Origin of the sequence: Shewanella sp. MMG014, from assembly GCF_018100775.1 — a bacterium.
Classification (GTDB): Bacteria; Pseudomonadota; Gammaproteobacteria; order Enterobacterales; family Shewanellaceae; genus Shewanella; species Shewanella japonica.
Genome location: NZ_JAGJDZ010000001.1, coordinates 59,688 through 78,771, shown reverse-complemented (window position 1 = coordinate 78,771; position 19,084 = coordinate 59,688). Strand labels below are relative to the sequence as shown.

Genomic DNA, 19,084 nt, shown 5'->3' with positions numbered 1-19,084 from the left:
AAAAGAAATTAATAGTGATAATGAAGATAAATTCAGTAGAAGACTTTCCGCTTACTCAAGCGTTAGCACAAGCGCAACTTAGCGATGAGTTATGCCGTATTTTTCACGGTAGAGGTGGCCGTTTTGAAGGTCTAGAGCACTTATGCTTAGATTGGTTTAATCCTGTTTTATTGTTAACTAGCTTTAAAGAGTTAAATGAAACTAACCGTAATGAGCTAATTGAATGCATTACTCTGGTATGGCAGAAATACCATAGTGATCTTGCGTTTAATTTAGTATTTCAATATCGCAACGCTGGCCAAACGATAACGGAAGTTGTTGCAGGTAAAGTGCCAGAAAAACATGTTGTCACTGAAAATGGTGCTCAATTTTTAGTGCATTTATTAAGAGGCCAAAATCACGGAATCTTCCTTGATATGGCTAACGGACGACGCTGGGTAAAGACACAAAGTAAAGATAAAAAAGTATTGAATTTATTTGCATATACTTGTGCTTTTTCTGTTGTGGCTTTACAGGGGGGAGCGACTGACGTTGTTAATATGGACATGAGTAAAGGTGCTTTAAGTATTGGTAAACAGAATCATTTATTGAATGGTTTTGATTCGGGGGCACGTTACTTAGGTCATGACATTTTTAGATCGTGGGGAAAACTGACTAAATTAGGCCCTTATGATTTAATTATTGCAGATCCGCCAAGTAATCAAAAAGGCAGTTTTGTAGCAACTAAAGATTATGTAAGGCTTTTACGCCGTTTACCTGAACTGCTAGCCAAAAACGGCGAAGTATTGCTTTGTTTGAATGCGCCTGAATTAGGATGCGATTTTTTAATGGAGCAAGTATCTGAAACGGCGCCTTCATTACAATTTATCGAGCGTCTAGATAACCCGACTATTTTTGCTGATATTGATGAGCAAAAATCCCTTAAAGTTTTACGCTATAAATTAGTGTAAACGGACTTTGATTAATGACAATTGAATATTCATTCAGTTGTCATTGATTCTTTTGTATTCATTTATGCTGATTAAAGCACCTTCAAATCTTTTTACGTGATGTAAATATCATTATCTGAATGCCTTTCACCTGTCATTTTAATTACATCGAAATACTATTAACAAGTTGATAACTTTATGTGTAGCAGCTATATATACTAAAGTGCTAAACAATGTGTAAAACGTAAACTGGCATTTAACAACGCTAACATCATCTTTCCGTTTAATTATTTTGGTCAATATAAACCTATGCAGGTCAATGTTTGGTGAATTTTATGATCTAGATCAACTTAAATTCGTTTTACCAATTTGTGAGTATATAGTTTAGTCATTGATTAAAGATAAAATTCTTCCGAATCATGATCAGTAACAACTAGGTTACATATCTTTCATTTGAAACCTCTGCTGGAGGCTCCATGAGTACAGATCCACAAAGCGAAAAAAGCTTAGAGTTGAAAATCTTTATTTTCCTAACGGTTTTTTTAGCGCCTATTTTATCGGCACTTTTAGTCAGTGCACTTGGCTTTACCATTTGGTTTAGTCAAATCCTTTCAGGCCCGCCAGGTGCCGGTTAGTCTTTAATTAATAACAAAAAATAATAGAGAATGAGTGCTAATGAGCAAAAAAGAAATCCATGTAACCAGTTTGATTGTGCAAGTTCAACCAGAGCAAATGGCTGAAGTTCGCCAAAAAATTATGGCGATGGAAAATGCTGAATTGTCAGTAAACAATGAGATGAAAATTGTCGTGGTAATTGAAGGACCGACTCAGCGTTCTTTAATGGATGATATCTCGACCATTAACGCAATCCCTGGTGTGTTAAGTGCCACTATGGTTTATCACCAAAGCGAAGAGCTAGAAGAGGGTGAAGAATGAGTATGAACAGACGTGAGTTTATGAAAGCCAATGCCGCGATTGCCGCTGCTGGCGTTGCTGGAATGGCTTTACCTGCGACAGCAAGTAATTTAATAACGAGTTCTGAGCAAACAAAGTTAGAGTGGAATAAAGCGCCATGTCGTTTTTGTGGTACGGGCTGTTCAGTCATTGTTGCTACTAGAGACGGTAAGGTGGTTGCTACTCATGGTGATGCTAAAAGTGAAGTTAACCGTGGTTTAAACTGTATTAAAGGTTATTTTTTATCGAAAATTATGTATGGCCGCGATCGTCTGCAGACGCCAATGCTGCGTATGACAAATGGTCAATATGATAAGAACGGCGAGTTCACACCAGTAAGCTGGGATACCGCTTTTGATACCATGGCTGAAAAATGGAAAAAGACCATTAAAGCTAAAGGGCCTACTGCTGTTGGTATGTTCGGTTCAGGTCAGTGGACTGTTTGGGAAGGTTATGCTGCAGTTAAACTGATGAAAGCGGGCTTTGGTTCAAATAACATCGACCCTAACGCGCGCCACTGTATGGCATCTGCTGTAGGTGGTTTCATGCGTACCTTTGGTATTGATGAGCCAATGGGCTGCTACGATGATATGGAAGCGGCTGATGCATTCGTATTATGGGGCTCAAACATGGCTGAGATGCATCCTATACTCTGGACTCGTGTGACAGATAGACGTCTAAGCGCTCCCCATGTGAAAGTTGCTGTTCTATCTACCTTTGAGCATAGATCATTTGATTTAGCTGATTTGCCTATTGTGTTTACTCCGCAAACCGATTTGGCCATTCTTAACTTTGTTGCTAATTACATTATTCAAAACGGCAAAGTGAACCAAGACTTTATCAATAAACACGTTAATTTCCGTAAAGGTGAAACGGATATTGGTTATGGTCTACGTGCATCTCATCCACTGCAAAAGAAAGCTAAAAACGTCGATACTGCAGGTGATTCAACTCCAATTGATTTTGCAGAGTTTGCTAAGTTTGTTGCAGATTATGATGTTGAAAGTGTCAGTAAGCTATCCGGTGTGCCAGAGCACAAGTTGATTGAGCTTGCCGAGCTGTATGCCGACCCTAAAAAGAAGGTTACATCATTCTGGACCATGGGCTTTAACCAACATACTCGTGGTGTGTGGTGTAATAACTTAATCTACAACATTCACTTACTGGTCGGAAAAATTTCAACCCCAGGTAACAGTCCTTTCTCATTGACTGGTCAACCTTCTGCGTGTGGTACTGCACGTGAAGTGGGTACTTTCTCACATCGTTTACCTGCTGACATGGTGGTCACAAATCCTAAGCATCGTAAACTTGCTGAAGACATTTGGAATATTCCAAGCGGGATTATTCCGCCTAAACCTGGCTATCACGCAGTTGAGCAAAATCGTCGTCTTAAAGATGGTGATTTAAATTGCTACTGGGTGCAAGTGAACAACAACATGCAGGCCGCAGCCAACATGAATGAAGAAGGGCTACCAGGTTATCGTAATCCTGAAAACTTCATCGTTGTATCGGATGCTTATCCAACTGTGACAACCCAAGCAGCTGATTTGATATTACCTTCAGCGATGTGGGTTGAAAAAGAAGGTGCTTACGGTAACGCTGAACGACGTACTCAGTTTTGGCATCAAATGGTACAAGCACCAGGTGAGTCGATGTCTGACTTATGGCAGTTAATGGAGTTCTCAAAACGCTTTACGACTGATGAAGTATGGTCAAAAGACGTGCTTGCTGCTAACCCTCAATATAAGGGTAAAACATTGTTCGAAGTCTTGTTCCAAAATGGCAATGTTGAGAAGTTCCCATTAAGCGATACCGATCCTAAATACATGAACAATGAAGCAAAACATTTTGGTTTCTATGTTCAAAAAGGCTTGTTTGAAGAATACGCTGAATTTGGTCGTGGTCATGGACATGATTTAGCTGACTTTGATCGTTATCACGAAGAGCATGGTTTACGTTGGCCTGTTGTTGACGGCAAAGAAACCAAATGGCGTTATCGTGAAGGTGCGGATCCCTATGTTAAGGCAGGTAAAGGGTTCGAGTTTTATGGTAAGCCTGATGGCAAAGCTATTATCTTTGCATTACCTTATGAGCCCGCACCAGAGATGCCAGATGAAGAGTTTGATATTTGGCTATCGACCGGTCGTGTTCTAGAGCATTGGCATTCAGGCTCTATGACTCAGCGTGTCCCTGAACTTTACAAAGCCTTCCCTGATGCAGTGTGTTTTATGCATCCTGATGATGCTAAGAAGCGTGGGTTACGTCGAGGTGATGAAGTTAAAGTGATTTCTCGCCGTGGTGAAATTAAGACTCGTGTTGAAACCAGAGGTCGTAATAAGCCACCAATGGGCTTAGTGTTTGTTCCTTGGTTTGATGCTAGCCAGCTCATTAATAAAGTAACGCTTGATGCGACAGATCCATTGTCAAAGCAAACAGACTTTAAGAAATGTGCGGTTAAGATTGTCAAAGCTTAAGGAGAATGACCATGAAAACACGTAACGTTTTATCAGTAATTGTCTTGTTGGGTCTTTCTTTTAGCTCATTAGCTGAAACTGCACCAATACCAGAAGATAAAGTTGCTACTTTGCGCCTTGCCCCAATTGATGTTGAGCCAACACCTCCTGCTATGCAGAAGGTGATTAACTCTGATGTTAAGCAGGTGCGTAATTACCCAATGCAACCTCCGATCATTCCACATCGTATTGACGGTTACCAGATTGATTTGAAGGTCAACAAATGTATGCAATGTCATGCTAGAAATAGCACAGGACATTCCCAAGCACCTATGGTGAGTGTGACGCATTACATGGATAGAGAAAATAACTTCTTGGCATCTTTATCGCCTCGTCGTTACTACTGTACCCAGTGTCATGTATCGCAATTAGATGCCAAGTTATTGGTAGAAAATGATTTCATTGATGTAAAACATTTAATGAAAAACGCTGCTAAGAACGAGCACTAGGAGCAAGTATGATTGCAAAACTACTAGAAAATCTTAAAGTGATTTGGAAGGTTATTCGCCGTCCAAGTGTTCACTATAGTCTTGGTTTTCTGACTCTTGGTGGCTTCGTTGCTGGTGTTATTTTCTGGGGTGGTTTTAATACGGCGTTATCGGTATCAAATACTGAAGCTTTCTGTATTAGCTGCCATGAAATGGAAAATAACGTCTATGAAGAGTTGAAAACAACCATTCATTTCACTAACCGAAGTGGTGTACGTGCGACTTGCCCTGACTGTCACGTCCCTCATAACTGGACGGATAAAATTGCCCGTAAAATGCAGGCTTCTAAGGAAGTTTGGGGTAAAGTTTTTGGTACGATAAACACTCGGGAAAAATTTGAAGCTAAGCGCAGAGAGCTAGCTGAGCATGAATGGGACCGTTTAAAAGCTAACGATTCACTAGAGTGTCGTAACTGTCATAACTTTGATTATATGGACTTTACTCGTCAGTCTAAGCGTGCGTCAGCAATGCATTCAACGTCATTAGCCAGTGGTGAAAAAACCTGTATTGATTGTCATAAAGGGATTGCTCACCAATTGCCTGACATGGCTGGAGTTGAAGGGTTTTAATGATTATTTGATTTGAATAAATCATTAAATTCACTAATAAAGGCCAGCATATGCTGGCCTTTTTATTTGGTTGACGTATATTAAATATATTAATGATTCAGTTGTAATTGCAGTCGTAGTTGTAGTTAATCACACCTTCTATTTTTGACATCAATAACTGAAGAGGAAGCATGCAAAGAAACATTTCTCGATCCTCCTTTAAATGGTTAATTAGCCTGTTGGGTTTATTAGCTCTGATGTCAATTACCCCTTTGTATGCTGAGCCTCAAGTAAACCTATTAGCGTTAATAGAGGGGACAGAAGAAAAACCTGTTACCCCTGCTCAACTTCAGACTGACTTATCTGAGCTAACAAGCAATACTGCCAGTAGTCATGTTGCAAATGACACGCTGAACTTTAAATCTCTCACTTGGCTCGAATCTGAGTTCCAACCATCAACATTATCAATCGAACAGCAAAAACGAGAATTATTGTGGTTTAGAGATACTGCTGCGCCGTTTAAGGGCAAGACAATACGTGTCATCTCAGAACGTATTAAAACTCATCAATATGAATCTAATGTATTAGCAAAAGCGTTTTATGACATTACGGGTATTCATGTCATCCATGAGTTAACTAATGAAGATGATGTGATTAAGAAGCTATCTGCTCAGCTAATGACTGGTCAGCGTCTGTATGATGCCTATATTAGTGACAGTGATTTAATTGGTAGTCATTTCCGACAGCAAAATATTAAGTCTGTCACTGAATTAATGAACGATCACGCTGCGAAGTATACTCTGCCGACTCTTGCACTGAATGATTTCATAGGGCTGGCATTTACCACAGGCCCTGATGGTAAAATTTATCAATTACCAGATCAGCAGTTTGCCAACTTATATTGGTACCGCAGTGACTGGTTTGCAGATCCAACTTATCAAGCATTATTCGAATCCAAATACGGTTATAAATTGGGTGTTCCACAAAATTGGCAGGCCTATGAAGATATTGCTCATTTTTTTACCCATGATATTCATTCTATTGATGGAGTGAAGGTTTATGGCCACATGGATTACGGTAAATCAGATCCATCTCTAGGTTGGCGTATGTCGGATGCGTGGCTTTCTATGGCAGGGGTGGGTGATAAAGGCCTGCCTAATGGATTACCTGTGGATGAGTGGGGGATCAGAGTTGAAGATTGCCATCCAGTTGGTGCAAGTATTGAACGAGGTGGCGCCCTAAATAGCCCAGCAGCTATTTATGCGGTCGAAAAATACAAAGATTGGTTAATAGAGTATGCACCACCTGAAGCGCAGCAATTGACGTTTTCAGAATCTGGAGATTGGGCGGCAAAAGGCAATATTGCTCAACAAATATTTTGGTACACCGCATTTGTATCTGATTTCACCCAAGCAGGTTTACCTGTGATGAATCAAGATGGCACGCCCAAATGGCGAGTTGCACCATCACCGGTAGGGAAGTATTGGCAACAAGGTATGAAGTCTGGCTATCAAGATACTGGAGCTTGGACATTTTTAAATCATACACCAAAAGAGCAACAACTCGCGGCGTGGTTATATGCGCAATTTGTTGTATCTAAAACGGTATCATTAAGAAAAACAATTGTTGGGTCAACACCAATCCGTCATTCAGATATTGATTCTGATTATATGACTGATAAGGCAAAGTATTTAGGCGGGCTCGTTGAGTTTTATCGTAGTCAAGCACGCAATGTGTGGACTCCAACGGGAACCAATGTACCTGATTATCCTGGGATGGCAGGTTACTGGTGGCAAGCCGTAAGCCACATTTTGACGGGCGAAGTCAGTGTTGCCCAAGGCATGAATAACTTAGCTGAAAAAATTGATGAGCATCTTATTAAGCTCCAATCAAGCAAGATGACATGTGGTCCTAAAGTGAACCCTAAAGTTTCACCTTCTTTCTGGCTAAATCAACCAGGCTCCCCGAAACCAGTCAAGGAAACGTCAGTAAAAGGTAAAACCTTACCGTTTGAGGAGGCAATCAATGTTTGGTAGAAAAACATGGGTTTTACTTTCATTATTGTTCTGTTTTCCTAAATGGGTCGAGGCAGAAGAGATTACCATTTATACCTATCAACACTTACCTTATGCAGAGCAAACCGATACTACTCATAAAGGTATGATTATAGAAATCATTGATGAATTATTCTCTCGGGCAGATATTGACTATAAGATTATTTTTAATCCTTTGAAAAGAGGATTGACCATGACGTCACGCAGCCAAGGTGTTTGTGTGTTACCCATTGATAGAACCCAGCAAAGAGAGAGTGAGTTTCGCTGGGTAGGACCAATATTAATTTCACGTTACGGTTTGTTTAGTGCCAAGGATAAATCCTTACCATTAATTACCTTACAAGATGCAAAATCCTATTCAATTGGCACCTTTTTAGGAAGTGGGATTGGAGAATACTTAACGTCTTTTGAATATCAAGTACAACTGACCAACGATGATAATCTCAATATTAAAAAGCTACAAAGAGATAGGATTCAACTTTGGGCATCTGAAATCATTAGTGCCAAAACCATTATGGATCAATCTAAAGTGCAATTGGGTGAGCCTGAATTGATTTTTTATACTGCACTGAGAGCTATGGCGTGTAATCGAGAATTAGAAGAGTCAAAGCATGATGCATTAGTTGAGGCACTGAATTCAATGTATCAAGATGGTTTTATGGTGAGGATTAATGAAGCCTACGGTGCTTCCTTGTAGGTAGGCTAATACAATATTTTAAAGTTTTAGCGATTATATGTATAAGTAGATTTTCCAAAGTTTGTCATTAATTGCTGATGAAGGTTAACTTTTTTGGCAGGGACTAATAATAAACCCTTATTCTTCTCCATGATTGCCATAGGCAGCAAAGGTAGCTTTAGTTCACCACTTTGACTTTCTGGAGTGAAAGAAATTTTATTGCCGTTGTTTGACCAAACACCAGTTGAGTAGCTTGATATTCCTGCAAAACCGTCATGTTTAGATTCGTATCGTCCATCTTCGTATAAGATGAGGTAGGTACTGTTACCAAAACCGTCATCATTGAAATATTTTCCTGCGACATTGTTAGCATCGATTTCATTTAATTGGTTATTAGAGCTGCACCCTGCAAGAACGAATAACACAATTAAACCCAGTTGTTTAAGCATCCTACCTTCCTATTGATGTGGTTTTTATAAATACTGTTACCAGATGTCACTTTATTAATACTAAAGTGTTAATCTTATATTCATATTACAGTACGTTTAAATCAACCCTTTTAGTCATTAATTTGACAATAATGTGATAATTGACGCAGATGTATGACCAGTAATTACAAAAATCAAAATTTTTAAAGGTCTATTATTAATAAATAACAATGGGATATTGGATGAATTGGTTGAACATTTCGGCATTAACTCATTAAGCTTAGTATCACTGAACTTGTAATAATTGAGCACTAAAGTATTGCTCTTATGTCCTTTTAGTCTATAAATTGTCTGCTTTCAAAACAACATTTTCATAACAAACTATACTTTGACTATTCAGCTAGCTCTCAACGGATGAGATATCCGCTGAAATATATTTGGGCTTTGTTTGGAGGTGACTATGTCGATGGTAAGTTCTAAAGACTTTGCTAATTGGCTTAAATTACAATTTGAGCAGTTGGAAACAGGGGTGAGTTTAACCCGTGAAGATATTAATCAATTAACTGGGAGGCAAAATTTTTCTTTGGTGTTTGTTCACGATATACATTATGAGTTAATGCAGCATGGCATCGCCTTTGTGACTGATACCTATAGAGAACATTTTTACATGGTGAAAGTTCAAGAGAACCCATGGCGTGATGAATTGGAAAATGCTGGCCAACAGCAAACATTCTCCAATATTATTTCGATTAATATGTCCCGGTAACAGTTAATCAAATTAACGAATGGTATTAAGAGATGTTAACTGTGTTTCAATGTTATCAACGAGATAGTCGGTAAAATTTTCACCATGATGTTGCATCATTTTTGGAAACATTGAGATGGGTGTAGAACCAGGGAAGGTATTAATTTCATTTAATAAAATTTCACCGTCATCAGTTAAAAAGAAGTCAATTCTCGACAAATGACGTAACTTCATACCTGTAAATGCTTTTAAGGCGTATTCTCTGATCTTATCGATATTTTGTTGTGATAAATTTCCTGCAACTACATCAGTTCGAGCTTTGCTTGAAGCATTGTATTTTTCATCGAAAGTATAAAAAGTATTGTCGGCGCAAATAATTTCGCCTGGTAACGTGGCGATGACGTTACCTTGATATTCATATACTGCGACTTCTAACTCACGCGCTATGATGGTTTTTTCAACCACAACTGAAGGTGCAAAACTAAATGCATCTTTTAACACTTGTGCTATTTGCTCTTGGCTATCGACTTTGTAACACCCAACAGATGAGCCTTGGGAAGCTGCTTTTACAAACACTGAGCCCCATTTAGATAGTGCTGCTTGGGTTTGCTCAATAGCTGATTGATTATAGTCATTCAAAAAAATGTAAGGCGTGTTCGGGATGCCCAGTGCACTAAACCACATTTTGGCGGTGATTTTATTAAAACAATTACTCGATGCTTCTGACTCACAACCAAAGTAAGGTAATTGAATTAAGTTAAAATAAGATTGAATATCGCCTGTTTCACCAGGGAAACCATGAATACAAGGAATGACGTAATCCACTACCCATGGCGCTTTGACATCATTATCAAATCGTACTTCACGCCGATTAGTTAATTCACAACTATGACCTTCACTATCAAAATAATGACCCTTGCTATCTAACTCAACTCTTAACAGATTGATTTTATTAGATTGCAATAATGACGATTCAAAAAAGTTAGCCGATAACACAGATACATCATGTTCAGCGCTGCCACCACCGCAAATAAGGAGAACGTTAAAAGTCGTCATAATGCCTCGTGAAGAAAAAAGTCGTTACCAGTTTAATAGGTTCATGATAATGAACTGGCAAGGTTCAACGCAAGAAAGGTTTGTGGTAATTGCTTATCTATTCATCAATAAGCATTATTAATTTTTAATCAAACTAATACGTTAAGCAAATTTACATAAAAAAGCCTTATTACTGTGAATAAGGCTTTGTGTTTTTAAGCGATTAGTGTTGGTTTATATAGCATTACCATCCAATTAAATAACGACTTTTTTTGCTGAGCACCTTTTTAAGGGCAACAGCAATAAAATAAGAAATGAAGATAACGCCCATGGTCACAATCAAGGTTGTGAGAATGTTTCCTTGTCCATTAAAACCAAATAAGTCGGGACTTTCGTAAATCATCCACCAAGGTGTTGTGAGCCAAGGGTGAATAAAGTAAATCGCAAAACTGACTTCGGCGAGTTTTTGCAGTGGCTTAATACTGATATGTTCAAATTTATTTAAAATCGCCAAAATGACTAAGGTAAGTAGTATTTTTTGCGGCAACATTAAGTCCGGCACAGTGAACTCAAACGCGGCTTTATTTAATACCCCAGCGCCAAACCAGTAGGCTTGACCGACAGCAAGCAAGATGGCTAATACCAACATCACTAACCAGTATTTATCGATAAACGGAAATAGCTTATCTCGGTGTGCCGATCCCCAAACACCAAACAGATATACAGGTAAAAAGTAAAACAACGACTGAATTGCATTAAGGTTCGATTCGGGTCGATGAATAATCATCGCAATAATAAAGAGGGGAATCGCGACGATTAACAAATGCTGACGTTTAATCAAATGCATCACCCAAGGTGAAAGCGCAAATAGCATCATTCCCATAGGGATATACCAATAAGCAGTTAACGTTCTGCCTGTTATAACGTACCAACTTGCTGCTACGGCAGGTTTGTCTATATCGGCATATAAAACATGCAAAGCAGGATCTGTTCCTGCAGTTATGTGCCAAATAATCCAAGGTAAAGATAAAAGTAGATAAGGAACAAATACAAACTTGGTCTTGCTCTTCATGTATTTTTTATAGTCCCAGCGATGGTAAAACACGTGATGAAACAAAAAGCCTGAGATAAAGACAAAAAAGACTGTGCCATTCATCATTAAGTTGAACCATGCTTTATCCGCTAAAGTCTCTAATTGCCAACCTGCAGGGCGGTAACAATGTGCCATCACAATAAAAATAATCGCAATCCCGCGAAAATGATTAATGCTGTTTAAAAAGCCTTTTTTCTCCGCAGGGTTAACCTTAGGTGTTGCAGCATTAGTTTCCATATTAAGCCTTGATATTATTGTAATTAACTATCGCCCTCGATTGTATTCCTATTGTGCTTATATTGTTAATAAATGACAACATGCTTTCCCATTCTGTTTGAAGTTACTTTGTCTAACAACAAAATGTACTGATTAATTGACGTTTACGTTAGACCTTTGTCGACAATATGTGGGTTTTATATTGAGTTTACAATCTAATAAGACTATATTGTCGACAATTGGTCATAATTTGACAGTAGAGTAACGATGACATTTTTCAACGAACACCCCATTACCGCAGCGGACAAAACTTTTTTTGAATTAAGAAAGGATATTGTTGAAGGTGAAATTGCTGCAGGCTCAAAGCTGAGTGAAACGGAATTGTCGACAAACTATCAAGTAAGCCGAGCTGTCATTCGTGAAGCGATTAATCGCTTAGAGTCATGTCATTTGGTTGAACGAAAAGCCAATGTAGGGGCTCGAGTTGTTGCATTGTCGCCAGAAGGATTACTTGAACTGTATCAAGTACGTGAATCGCTTGAAGGAATGGCTGCAAGACTTGCCGCAAAAAACATGACTGACGCAGAAATTGCCGACTTGAATGGTTTACTAAATCATCATTTCGACGAAGTTCAATCAGGCGAGTCTTACTATCAAGAAGCGGGAGACGTGGATTTCCACTATCGCATCATTCTAGGTAGCAAAAACAAGCATCTTATTTCAGTACTGATTGATGGTATGTACCACCTTATTCGTATGTATCGAGTGCAATTAGGCATGGCTGGGCCACGGGTGACAACAGCATTTGATGAGCATAAACATATCGTTAAAGCCATTGCGAACCGTGATGAAGAATTAGCTGAAATGCTGATGCGCCGACACATTATGTATTCAAAAGCCAATATCGAAAATAAGCTCGATAACGACAAGCAAAACAATCGCTAGAAAGTATCAATATTTGTGGGCTAAGACAGCCCAAGTACAAACAATAACAATAGAGAGGGAAATCATGAGTGCAGGTAAAAAGTTCCGTCAAGCTTTAGTTGACAATAAACCATTACAAATCGTCGGTACCATTAATGCTTATGCTGCCATGATGGCAAAACAAATTGGTCATCAAGCTATTTACCTATCTGGTGGCGGGGTTGCTAATGCATCATACGGTTTACCGGATTTAGGCATGACATCATTAAATGATGTGATAGTTGACGTACAACGAATCACCTCCGCGTGTGATTTACCTTTAATGGTCGACATCGATACGGGATGGGGTGGCGCATTTAATATTGCGAAAACTATCCGTGATATGGAGAAAGCCGGCGCCGCAGCCGTGCATATGGAAGACCAAGTGGCTCAAAAGCGCTGTGGTCATCGTCCAAATAAAGAGATTGTATCAACTGAAGAAATGGTCGACCGAATCAAGGCGGCAGTCGATGCTAGAACCGACCCAGATTTTTTCATCATGGCACGCACAGACTCGTTCGCCCAAGAGGGATTAGAGGCGGCGATTGAACGCGCAAAGGCTTATGTAGCAGCAGGCGCGGACGGTATTTTTGCTGAAGCGGTTAAGACCGAAGCGCATTATCGTGCTTTTTCTGAAGCACTAGATGTGCCTATTTTGGCCAATATTACTGAGTTTGGCCAAACAGAATTGTGGAATAAAGAGCAATTAGGCGAATGGGGCGCAGACATGGTGCTTTACCCATTAAGTGCATTCAGAGCGATGAATAAAGCAGCTGAAACAGTTTATAGCACTATTTTGACTGATGGCGATCAGAAAGCGGTTGTCGACACGATGCAGACTCGTATGGATTTATACGATTACTTGGGTTATCACGATTACGAGCAAAAGTTAGATAGCTTATTTGCTGAAGGTAAAAACAAGTAATTTTACGCGTTTATCTTGACCTGTCAGAACGCAAGGTTTGCTTAAAAAATATACAAATCTTGTTTTGGAACAAAGTAAGTTTCTGGTAAATAGATAAATTAGATAAAGCGGCTTAGCCCCTACAGATAACAATTAAAAACATAAAAGAATAGGACATCATTATGGTAGACAAGAAATTAAGTGGCGCAGGACTTCGTGGCCAAAGCGCAGGTGAAACAGCATTATGCACCGTAGGTAAATCGGGTTCAGGGTTAACTTATTGCGGTTACGATGTTGCTGATTTATCTGAAAATGCCACTTTTGAGGAAGTCGCATATTTACTTTTTAACGGTGAGTTACCTACGGTAGATCAATTAGCAAGTTACAAAGCATCGTTAATGGAACAGCGTGATTTACCACAGGCATTAAAAGAAGTATTGCAGCGTATTCCAGCCGATGCACACCCAATGGATGTTATGCGTACAGGCTGTTCATTCCTTGGTAATCTTGAACCGGAAGCTGACTTTAGCCAACAAAACACTGCTGCAAATCGCTTGTTAGCAGCCTTTCCTGCAATCATGTGCTATTGGTACAAATTCAGCCATGAAGGCGTTGAGATTGACTGTGTCACTGATGAAGATTCAATTGGCGGTCACTTCTTAAAGTTATTACGTGGCGAGACACCTTCGGAGCAGCACCGTAAAGTGATGGACGTGTCGTTAATTCTTTATGCAGAGCATGAGTTTAATGCATCAACTTTCACAGCACGTGTTTGTGCGTCAACATTATCAGATATGTTCTCGTGTATCACAGGTGCAATTGGTACTTTACGTGGTCCACTGCATGGTGGAGCAAATGAAGCTGCAATGGATATGATCCAAAAGTTCACTTCGCCAGAAGATGCTAAAACACAAATGGCTGGCATGCTTGAACGTAAAGAAAAAATTATGGGCTTTGGCCATGCGATTTACCGCACGTCGGATCCACGTAATGTCATCATTAAAGCGTGGTCAGAAAAGTTAGCCCATGAATTTGGTGATACTAGCTTATATGATATTTCTGTTGCCTGTGAAGAGTTCATGTGGGACACCAAAAAGCTTTTTTGTAATGCAGATTTCTTCCACGCTTCAGCTTATCACTTCATGGGGATCCCAACGAAGTTATTCACGCCAATCTTTGTTTGTTCACGCCTAACAGGCTGGGCTGCACATGTGATGGAGCAACGTTCAAATAACCGTATTATTCGCCCAAGTGCTGATTATACTGGTTCAGAACCTCGCACTGTAACACCGATTGCACAAAGATAATGGTGGAAGGTTAACGTGTTGTCCTTTGTCAGTACTTTTGATTTATGCGACACGTTAACCTTTTTACTTTGTTCCAGCTAACGCCATAGTGCGTGGATCATGGAAGCTAACATGAATACCTTATATAGAAAAAACCTTGCAGGCACCCAACTAGATTATTTTGATACTCAAGCTGCGGTAGATGCTATTTCCCCTGGTGCTTTTGCAAAACTACCTTACTCATCACGCGTTTATGCTGAAAATTTAGTTAGACGCTGCTCTCCTGAAACCTTAACAGATTCACTTAAACAAATTATTGAACGCAAGCGCGATTTAGATTTTCCTTGGTATCCTGCGCGTGTAGTTTGTCATGATATTTTAGGTCAAACTGCATTAGTGGATTTAGCAGGACTACGCGATGCGATTGCTGAAAAGGGGGGAGACCCATCCAAAGTAAACCCTGTTGTGCCAACGCAACTTATTGTGGATCACTCTTTAGCTGTCGAGCATGCAGGCTTTGAAAAAGATGCTTTTGAGAAAAATCGTGCTATTGAAGATCGACGTAATGACGATCGATTCCACTTTATTAACTGGACCAAAACGGCCTTTGAAAATATTGATGTTATTCAGCCAGGTAACGGCATTATGCATCAAATTAACCTTGAAAAAATGTCACCAGTTGTGCAATCCCGTGAAGGCGTTGCTTTTCCGGATACACTTGTTGGGACTGATAGTCATACACCGCATGTTGATGCATTAGGTGTTATTGCTATTGGTGTCGGTGGCTTAGAAGCTGAAAGCGTGATGCTGGGTCGTCCATCTTATATGCGTCTACCTGATATTGTGGGTGTCGAGCTTATTGGCGAGCGCCAACCCGGTATTACCGCAACTGACATTGTGCTGGCAATTACTGAGTTTTTACGTGAACAAAAAGTGGTCTCTACTTACCTTGAGTTTTATGGTGAAGGCGCTGAAAATCTCACACTAGGCGATCGCGCGACTATTTCAAACATGACGCCTGAGTTTGGCGCGACAGCCGCGATGTTCTATATCGACGATAAAACGCTCGACTATCTTAGATTAACCGGTCGTGACGCAGAGCAAGTTGAACTGGTTGAAACATATGCAAAAGCCAATGGCTTATGGGCTGATTCACTTAAACATGCTGAATATGAACGGGTTCTGAAATTTGATATTTCGACAGTCGGGCGTAATATCGCTGGGCCTTCAAATCCGCACCGCCGAGTCTCAACGACAGATCTTGCAGCAAAAGGTATCAGTGGCGAAGTCGAAAATGAAGCGGGTTTAATGCCTGATGGGGCCTGTATTATTGCAGCAATTACCAGCTGTACTAATACGTCTAACCCTCGTAATGTGATTGCAGCAGGCTTACTTGCTCGCAACGCCAATGCGAAAGGGCTAACCCGTAAACCTTGGGTGAAAACATCATTAGCTCCAGGCTCGAAAGCGGTGCAACTCTACCTTGAAGATGCCAATTTGTTGCCAGAACTTGAAGCGCTGGGTTTTGGTATTGTGGGTTTTGCTTGTACAACTTGTAACGGCATGAGTGGCGCACTTGACCCTGTTATCCAGCAAGAAGTGATTGACCGGGACCTATACGCAACAGCCGTATTATCTGGTAACCGCAACTTTGATGGCCGTATTCACCCTTATGCAAAACAAGCGTTTTTGGCATCGCCGCCGCTCGTTGTCGCTTATGCTATCGCTGGGACAATCCGGTTTGATATTGAGAAAGATGTGCTAGGAAAAGACTGCGAAGGTAATGATATTCGCTTGAAAGATTTATGGCCTTCAGATGCTGAAATTGATGCGGTTATCGCTAAAAGTGTTAAACCTGAACAGTTCCGTCAAGTCTATGAGCCAATGTTTGATGTCAAAGTCGAATATGGCACAGACTCAGCAAAAATTGATCCGCAATATGATTGGCGCCCACAAAGTACTTATATTCGTCGTCCTCCCTATTGGGAAGGGGCATTAGCAGGTGAGCGCACCATGAAAGGAATGCGACCATTAGCTGTACTTGGCGATAATATCACAACTGACCATTTATCCCCTTCAAATGCCATTATGCTCGACAGTGCTGCAGGTGCATACCTTGCTAAAATGGGTTTACCTGAAGTTGACTTTAACTCTTATGCAACGCATCGAGGAGATCACCTTACTGCACAGCGTGCCACCTTTGCTAACCCTAAACTATTTAACGAAATGGTGACGACAATTGGCAAAGATGGCAAGCCAGTAGTTAAGCAGGGCTCATTGGCTCGTATTGAACCTGAAGGACAAGAGTCTCGCATGTGGGAAGCAATTGAAACCTATATGGATCGTAAGCAGCCGTTGATTATTATTGCAGGCGCTGATTACGGCCAAGGGTCGAGTCGTGACTGGGCGGCAAAAGGTGTGCGCCTTGCTGGAGTTGAAGTTATTGTTGCTGAAGGGTTTGAGCGTATTCATCGCACTAACTTAGTGGGCATGGGTGTATTACCACTTGAATTCACCCAAGGTGACAATCGTCATACTTATCACATTGATGGCACTGAAACCTATGATGTCGTTGGTGAGCGAACTCCTGGTGCGGTGCTTGAACTCATCATCACACGTGCCAATGGTGAGCAAGTGACTATTGCTGTGAAGTGTCGTTTAGATACGGCTGAAGAAGTGTCTATTTACGAGGCGGGCGGGATATTACAACGCTTTGCTAAGGACTTCTTAGAGGCAACTCATTAACACTAACATGTCACGACCTCTTAGTGTTGACATATAGCTTTAACATTAGCTGATTAAAGCATTAACTGATTAACGTTTGCTTTATTTCAGCTAATTCATCTTAGGATAAAAGATGTCTACTATTGCACAAATTAAAATTCCGGCTACTTATATGCGCGGGGGGACCAGTAAAGGTGTTTTCTTTAACCTCACTGATTTACCCCAAGTGGCTCAAGTTGCAGGTCAAGCTCGCGATAACTTATTACTGCGAGTCATCGGCAGTCCAGACCCTTACGGCAAGCAAACTGATGGTATGGGCGGCGCAACGTCCAGTACCAGTAAAACGGTTATCTTGTCTAAGAGTGAGCAAGCTGATCATGATGTTGATTACTTATTTGGCCAAGTTGCCATTGATAAACCCTTTGTTGATTGGAGCGGTAACTGCGGAAACTTAACCGCAGCCGTTGGATCATTCGCCATTTCTAATGGTTTGGTTGATAAGAGTCGTATACCTCAAAACGGTATTGCCGTGGTGAGAATATGGCAGGCTAATATCAGCAAAACCATCATCGCCCATGTACCTATGGTTAACGGTGAAGTACAAGAGACTGGCGACTTTGAGCTTGACGGTGTGACGTTTCCGGCCGCTGAAGTCTTGGTGGACTTTCTTGCCCCAGCTGATGCAGATGCAGCAATGTTTCCAACTGGGAATGTCGTTGATGAATTAGTTTTGCCACATTCAATTGCTGAGTTTAGCGCTAAAGGAATCTCATCTGCTAATTCATCCATTAAGGCAACGATGATCAATGCTGGTATTCCTACTATTTTTGTTAATGCTGCTGATATCGGTTATGTCGGTAATGAGCTACAAGATGCGATAAACAATGATGAAGGGGCGCTCGCTTTTTTCGAGATGCTTCGTGCCCATGGCGCAGTAAAAATGGGCTTGATTGACCATATAGATGAGGCTCAAGCAAGACAACATACGCCTAAAATAGCCTTTGTATCTCCACCTAGCGATTACACGTCGTCTAGCGGAAAAGCGATCAGTGCCGCGGGTATTGATCTGCAGGTAAGGGCATTATCTATGGGGAAGTTGCACCATGCGATGATGGGCACCGCTGCTGTTGCAATCGGTACCGCGGCGGCAGTGGAAGGTACATTGGTTAATTTAGCGGCTGGCGGGAAACCGCGAACGTCAGTGGTCTTCGGTCACCCATCAGGCACACTAAAAGTTGGTGCGCAGGCCAGTGTAGATAATGGGAACTGGCAAGTTGATAAAGCCAGTATGAGCCGAAGTGCACGGGTGTTAATGGAAGGTTGGGTACGCATACCAGGTGATAGTTTTTAGCGCCACGCTTTTTGGCTCTATGGTGGACTTCATACTCAATAAAAGGCTTATAACGGTATCTGTTGTAAGCCTTTTTAATGTCCATCTGTTATCAGCAGTACTTTTACTTATGTAGGCTAATTAGCATCAACCATTTGGGAAAATAAGCTGCAGTAACCAGCTTGTTAAGTTAAGTAT

At 40.7% G+C, this 19,084-nt stretch carries 17 protein-coding genes; 14 read left to right on the top strand and 3 right to left on the bottom strand.

Going from position 1 to position 19,084, the window contains the following annotated elements; all coding sequences use genetic code 11:
- Positions 1-20 precede the first annotated feature (20 nt).
- The 8 genes from J8L86_RS00310 to J8L86_RS00275 all read left to right on the top strand — a co-directional run bounded on the left by J8L86_RS00310 (position 21) and on the right by J8L86_RS00275 (position 8,183).
- On the top strand, positions 21-950 hold the full coding sequence (locus J8L86_RS00310; protein ID WP_055023844.1) for a class I SAM-dependent methyltransferase: 930 nt from the start codon (positions 21-23) through the stop codon (positions 948-950).
- Positions 951-1,405: 455 nt separating this feature from the next.
- Complete coding sequence (locus J8L86_RS00305; RefSeq protein WP_055023843.1) at positions 1,406-1,564, top strand: periplasmic nitrate reductase, NapE protein; 159 nt, start codon at positions 1,406-1,408, stop codon at positions 1,562-1,564.
- 40 nt (positions 1,565-1,604) lie between these two features.
- The gene (locus tag J8L86_RS00300) at positions 1,605-1,865 is read left to right on the top strand and encodes a chaperone NapD (protein WP_055023842.1); all 261 of its coding nucleotides are present in this window, start codon (positions 1,605-1,607) and stop codon (positions 1,863-1,865) included.
- Positions 1,866-1,867: 2 nt separating this feature from the next.
- Positions 1,868-4,357 (top strand): nitrate reductase catalytic subunit NapA, encoded by a 2,490-nt coding sequence (napA, locus tag J8L86_RS00295; RefSeq protein WP_055023932.1) that lies wholly within the window; start codon positions 1,868-1,870, stop codon positions 4,355-4,357.
- Between the two features lie 11 nt (positions 4,358-4,368).
- Complete coding sequence (locus tag J8L86_RS00290) at positions 4,369-4,845, top strand: nitrate reductase cytochrome c-type subunit (protein ID WP_055023841.1); 477 nt, start codon at positions 4,369-4,371, stop codon at positions 4,843-4,845.
- Positions 4,846-4,853: 8 nt separating this feature from the next.
- On the top strand, positions 4,854-5,453 hold the full coding sequence (locus tag J8L86_RS00285; protein WP_055023840.1) for a cytochrome c3 family protein: 600 nt from the start codon (positions 4,854-4,856) through the stop codon (positions 5,451-5,453).
- 170 nt (positions 5,454-5,623) lie between these two features.
- Positions 5,624-7,468: an ABC transporter substrate-binding protein gene (locus J8L86_RS00280; protein WP_211028176.1), complete on the top strand. Its 1,845-nt coding sequence runs from the start codon at positions 5,624-5,626 to the stop codon at positions 7,466-7,468.
- Complete coding sequence (locus J8L86_RS00275) at positions 7,458-8,183, top strand: transporter substrate-binding domain-containing protein (protein WP_065108349.1); 726 nt, start codon at positions 7,458-7,460, stop codon at positions 8,181-8,183. The genes J8L86_RS00280 and J8L86_RS00275 overlap by 11 nt, the downstream gene beginning before the upstream one ends.
- A 26-nt stretch (positions 8,184-8,209) precedes the next feature.
- On the opposite strand, the gene J8L86_RS00270 is transcribed toward J8L86_RS00275, so the two are convergent.
- Positions 8,210-8,611, bottom strand: a complete 402-nt coding sequence (locus J8L86_RS00270) for a hypothetical protein (RefSeq protein ID WP_211028175.1) — start codon at positions 8,609-8,611, stop codon at positions 8,210-8,212.
- Between the two features lie 439 nt (positions 8,612-9,050).
- On the opposite strand from J8L86_RS00270, the gene J8L86_RS00265 reads away from it, so the two are divergent.
- Complete coding sequence (locus J8L86_RS00265) at positions 9,051-9,356, top strand: hypothetical protein (protein WP_055023836.1); 306 nt, start codon at positions 9,051-9,053, stop codon at positions 9,354-9,356.
- A gap of 12 nt (positions 9,357-9,368) precedes the next feature.
- Here J8L86_RS00265 and J8L86_RS00260 read toward each other — a convergent pair whose 3' ends face one another.
- Positions 9,369-10,391 carry a D-alanine--D-alanine ligase gene (locus tag J8L86_RS00260; RefSeq protein WP_211028174.1) on the bottom strand — a complete coding sequence of 341 codons (1,023 nt, stop codon included), beginning with the start codon at positions 10,389-10,391 and terminating at the stop codon, positions 9,369-9,371.
- Positions 10,392-10,614: 223 nt separating this feature from the next.
- Positions 10,615-11,700 (bottom strand): acyltransferase, encoded by a 1,086-nt coding sequence (locus J8L86_RS00255; RefSeq protein WP_119968358.1) that lies wholly within the window; start codon positions 11,698-11,700, stop codon positions 10,615-10,617.
- 246 nt (positions 11,701-11,946) lie between these two features.
- Here J8L86_RS00255 and J8L86_RS00250 point away from each other — a divergent pair, with 246 nt between their 5' ends.
- The 5 genes from J8L86_RS00250 to prpF all read left to right on the top strand — a co-directional run bounded on the left by J8L86_RS00250 (position 11,947) and on the right by prpF (position 18,907).
- Positions 11,947-12,624 (top strand): GntR family transcriptional regulator, encoded by a 678-nt coding sequence (locus J8L86_RS00250; RefSeq protein WP_055023833.1) that lies wholly within the window; start codon positions 11,947-11,949, stop codon positions 12,622-12,624.
- A gap of 64 nt (positions 12,625-12,688) precedes the next feature.
- Positions 12,689-13,567, top strand: coding sequence for a methylisocitrate lyase (gene prpB, locus J8L86_RS00245; protein ID WP_065108345.1), 879 nt, complete (start codon positions 12,689-12,691; stop codon positions 13,565-13,567).
- Between the two features lie 161 nt (positions 13,568-13,728).
- Positions 13,729-14,853, top strand: coding sequence for a 2-methylcitrate synthase (prpC, locus tag J8L86_RS00240; protein ID WP_055023831.1), 1,125 nt, complete (start codon positions 13,729-13,731; stop codon positions 14,851-14,853).
- Positions 14,854-14,964: 111 nt separating this feature from the next.
- A complete protein-coding gene (gene acnD, locus J8L86_RS00235) occupies positions 14,965-17,577 on the top strand; it encodes a Fe/S-dependent 2-methylisocitrate dehydratase AcnD (protein ID WP_211028173.1) in 2,613 nt (870 codons plus the stop codon).
- A 112-nt stretch (positions 17,578-17,689) separates the two neighbouring features.
- Positions 17,690-18,907: a 2-methylaconitate cis-trans isomerase PrpF gene (gene prpF, locus J8L86_RS00230; RefSeq protein WP_211028172.1), complete on the top strand. Its 1,218-nt coding sequence runs from the start codon at positions 17,690-17,692 to the stop codon at positions 18,905-18,907.
- Positions 18,908-19,084 lie beyond the last annotated feature (177 nt).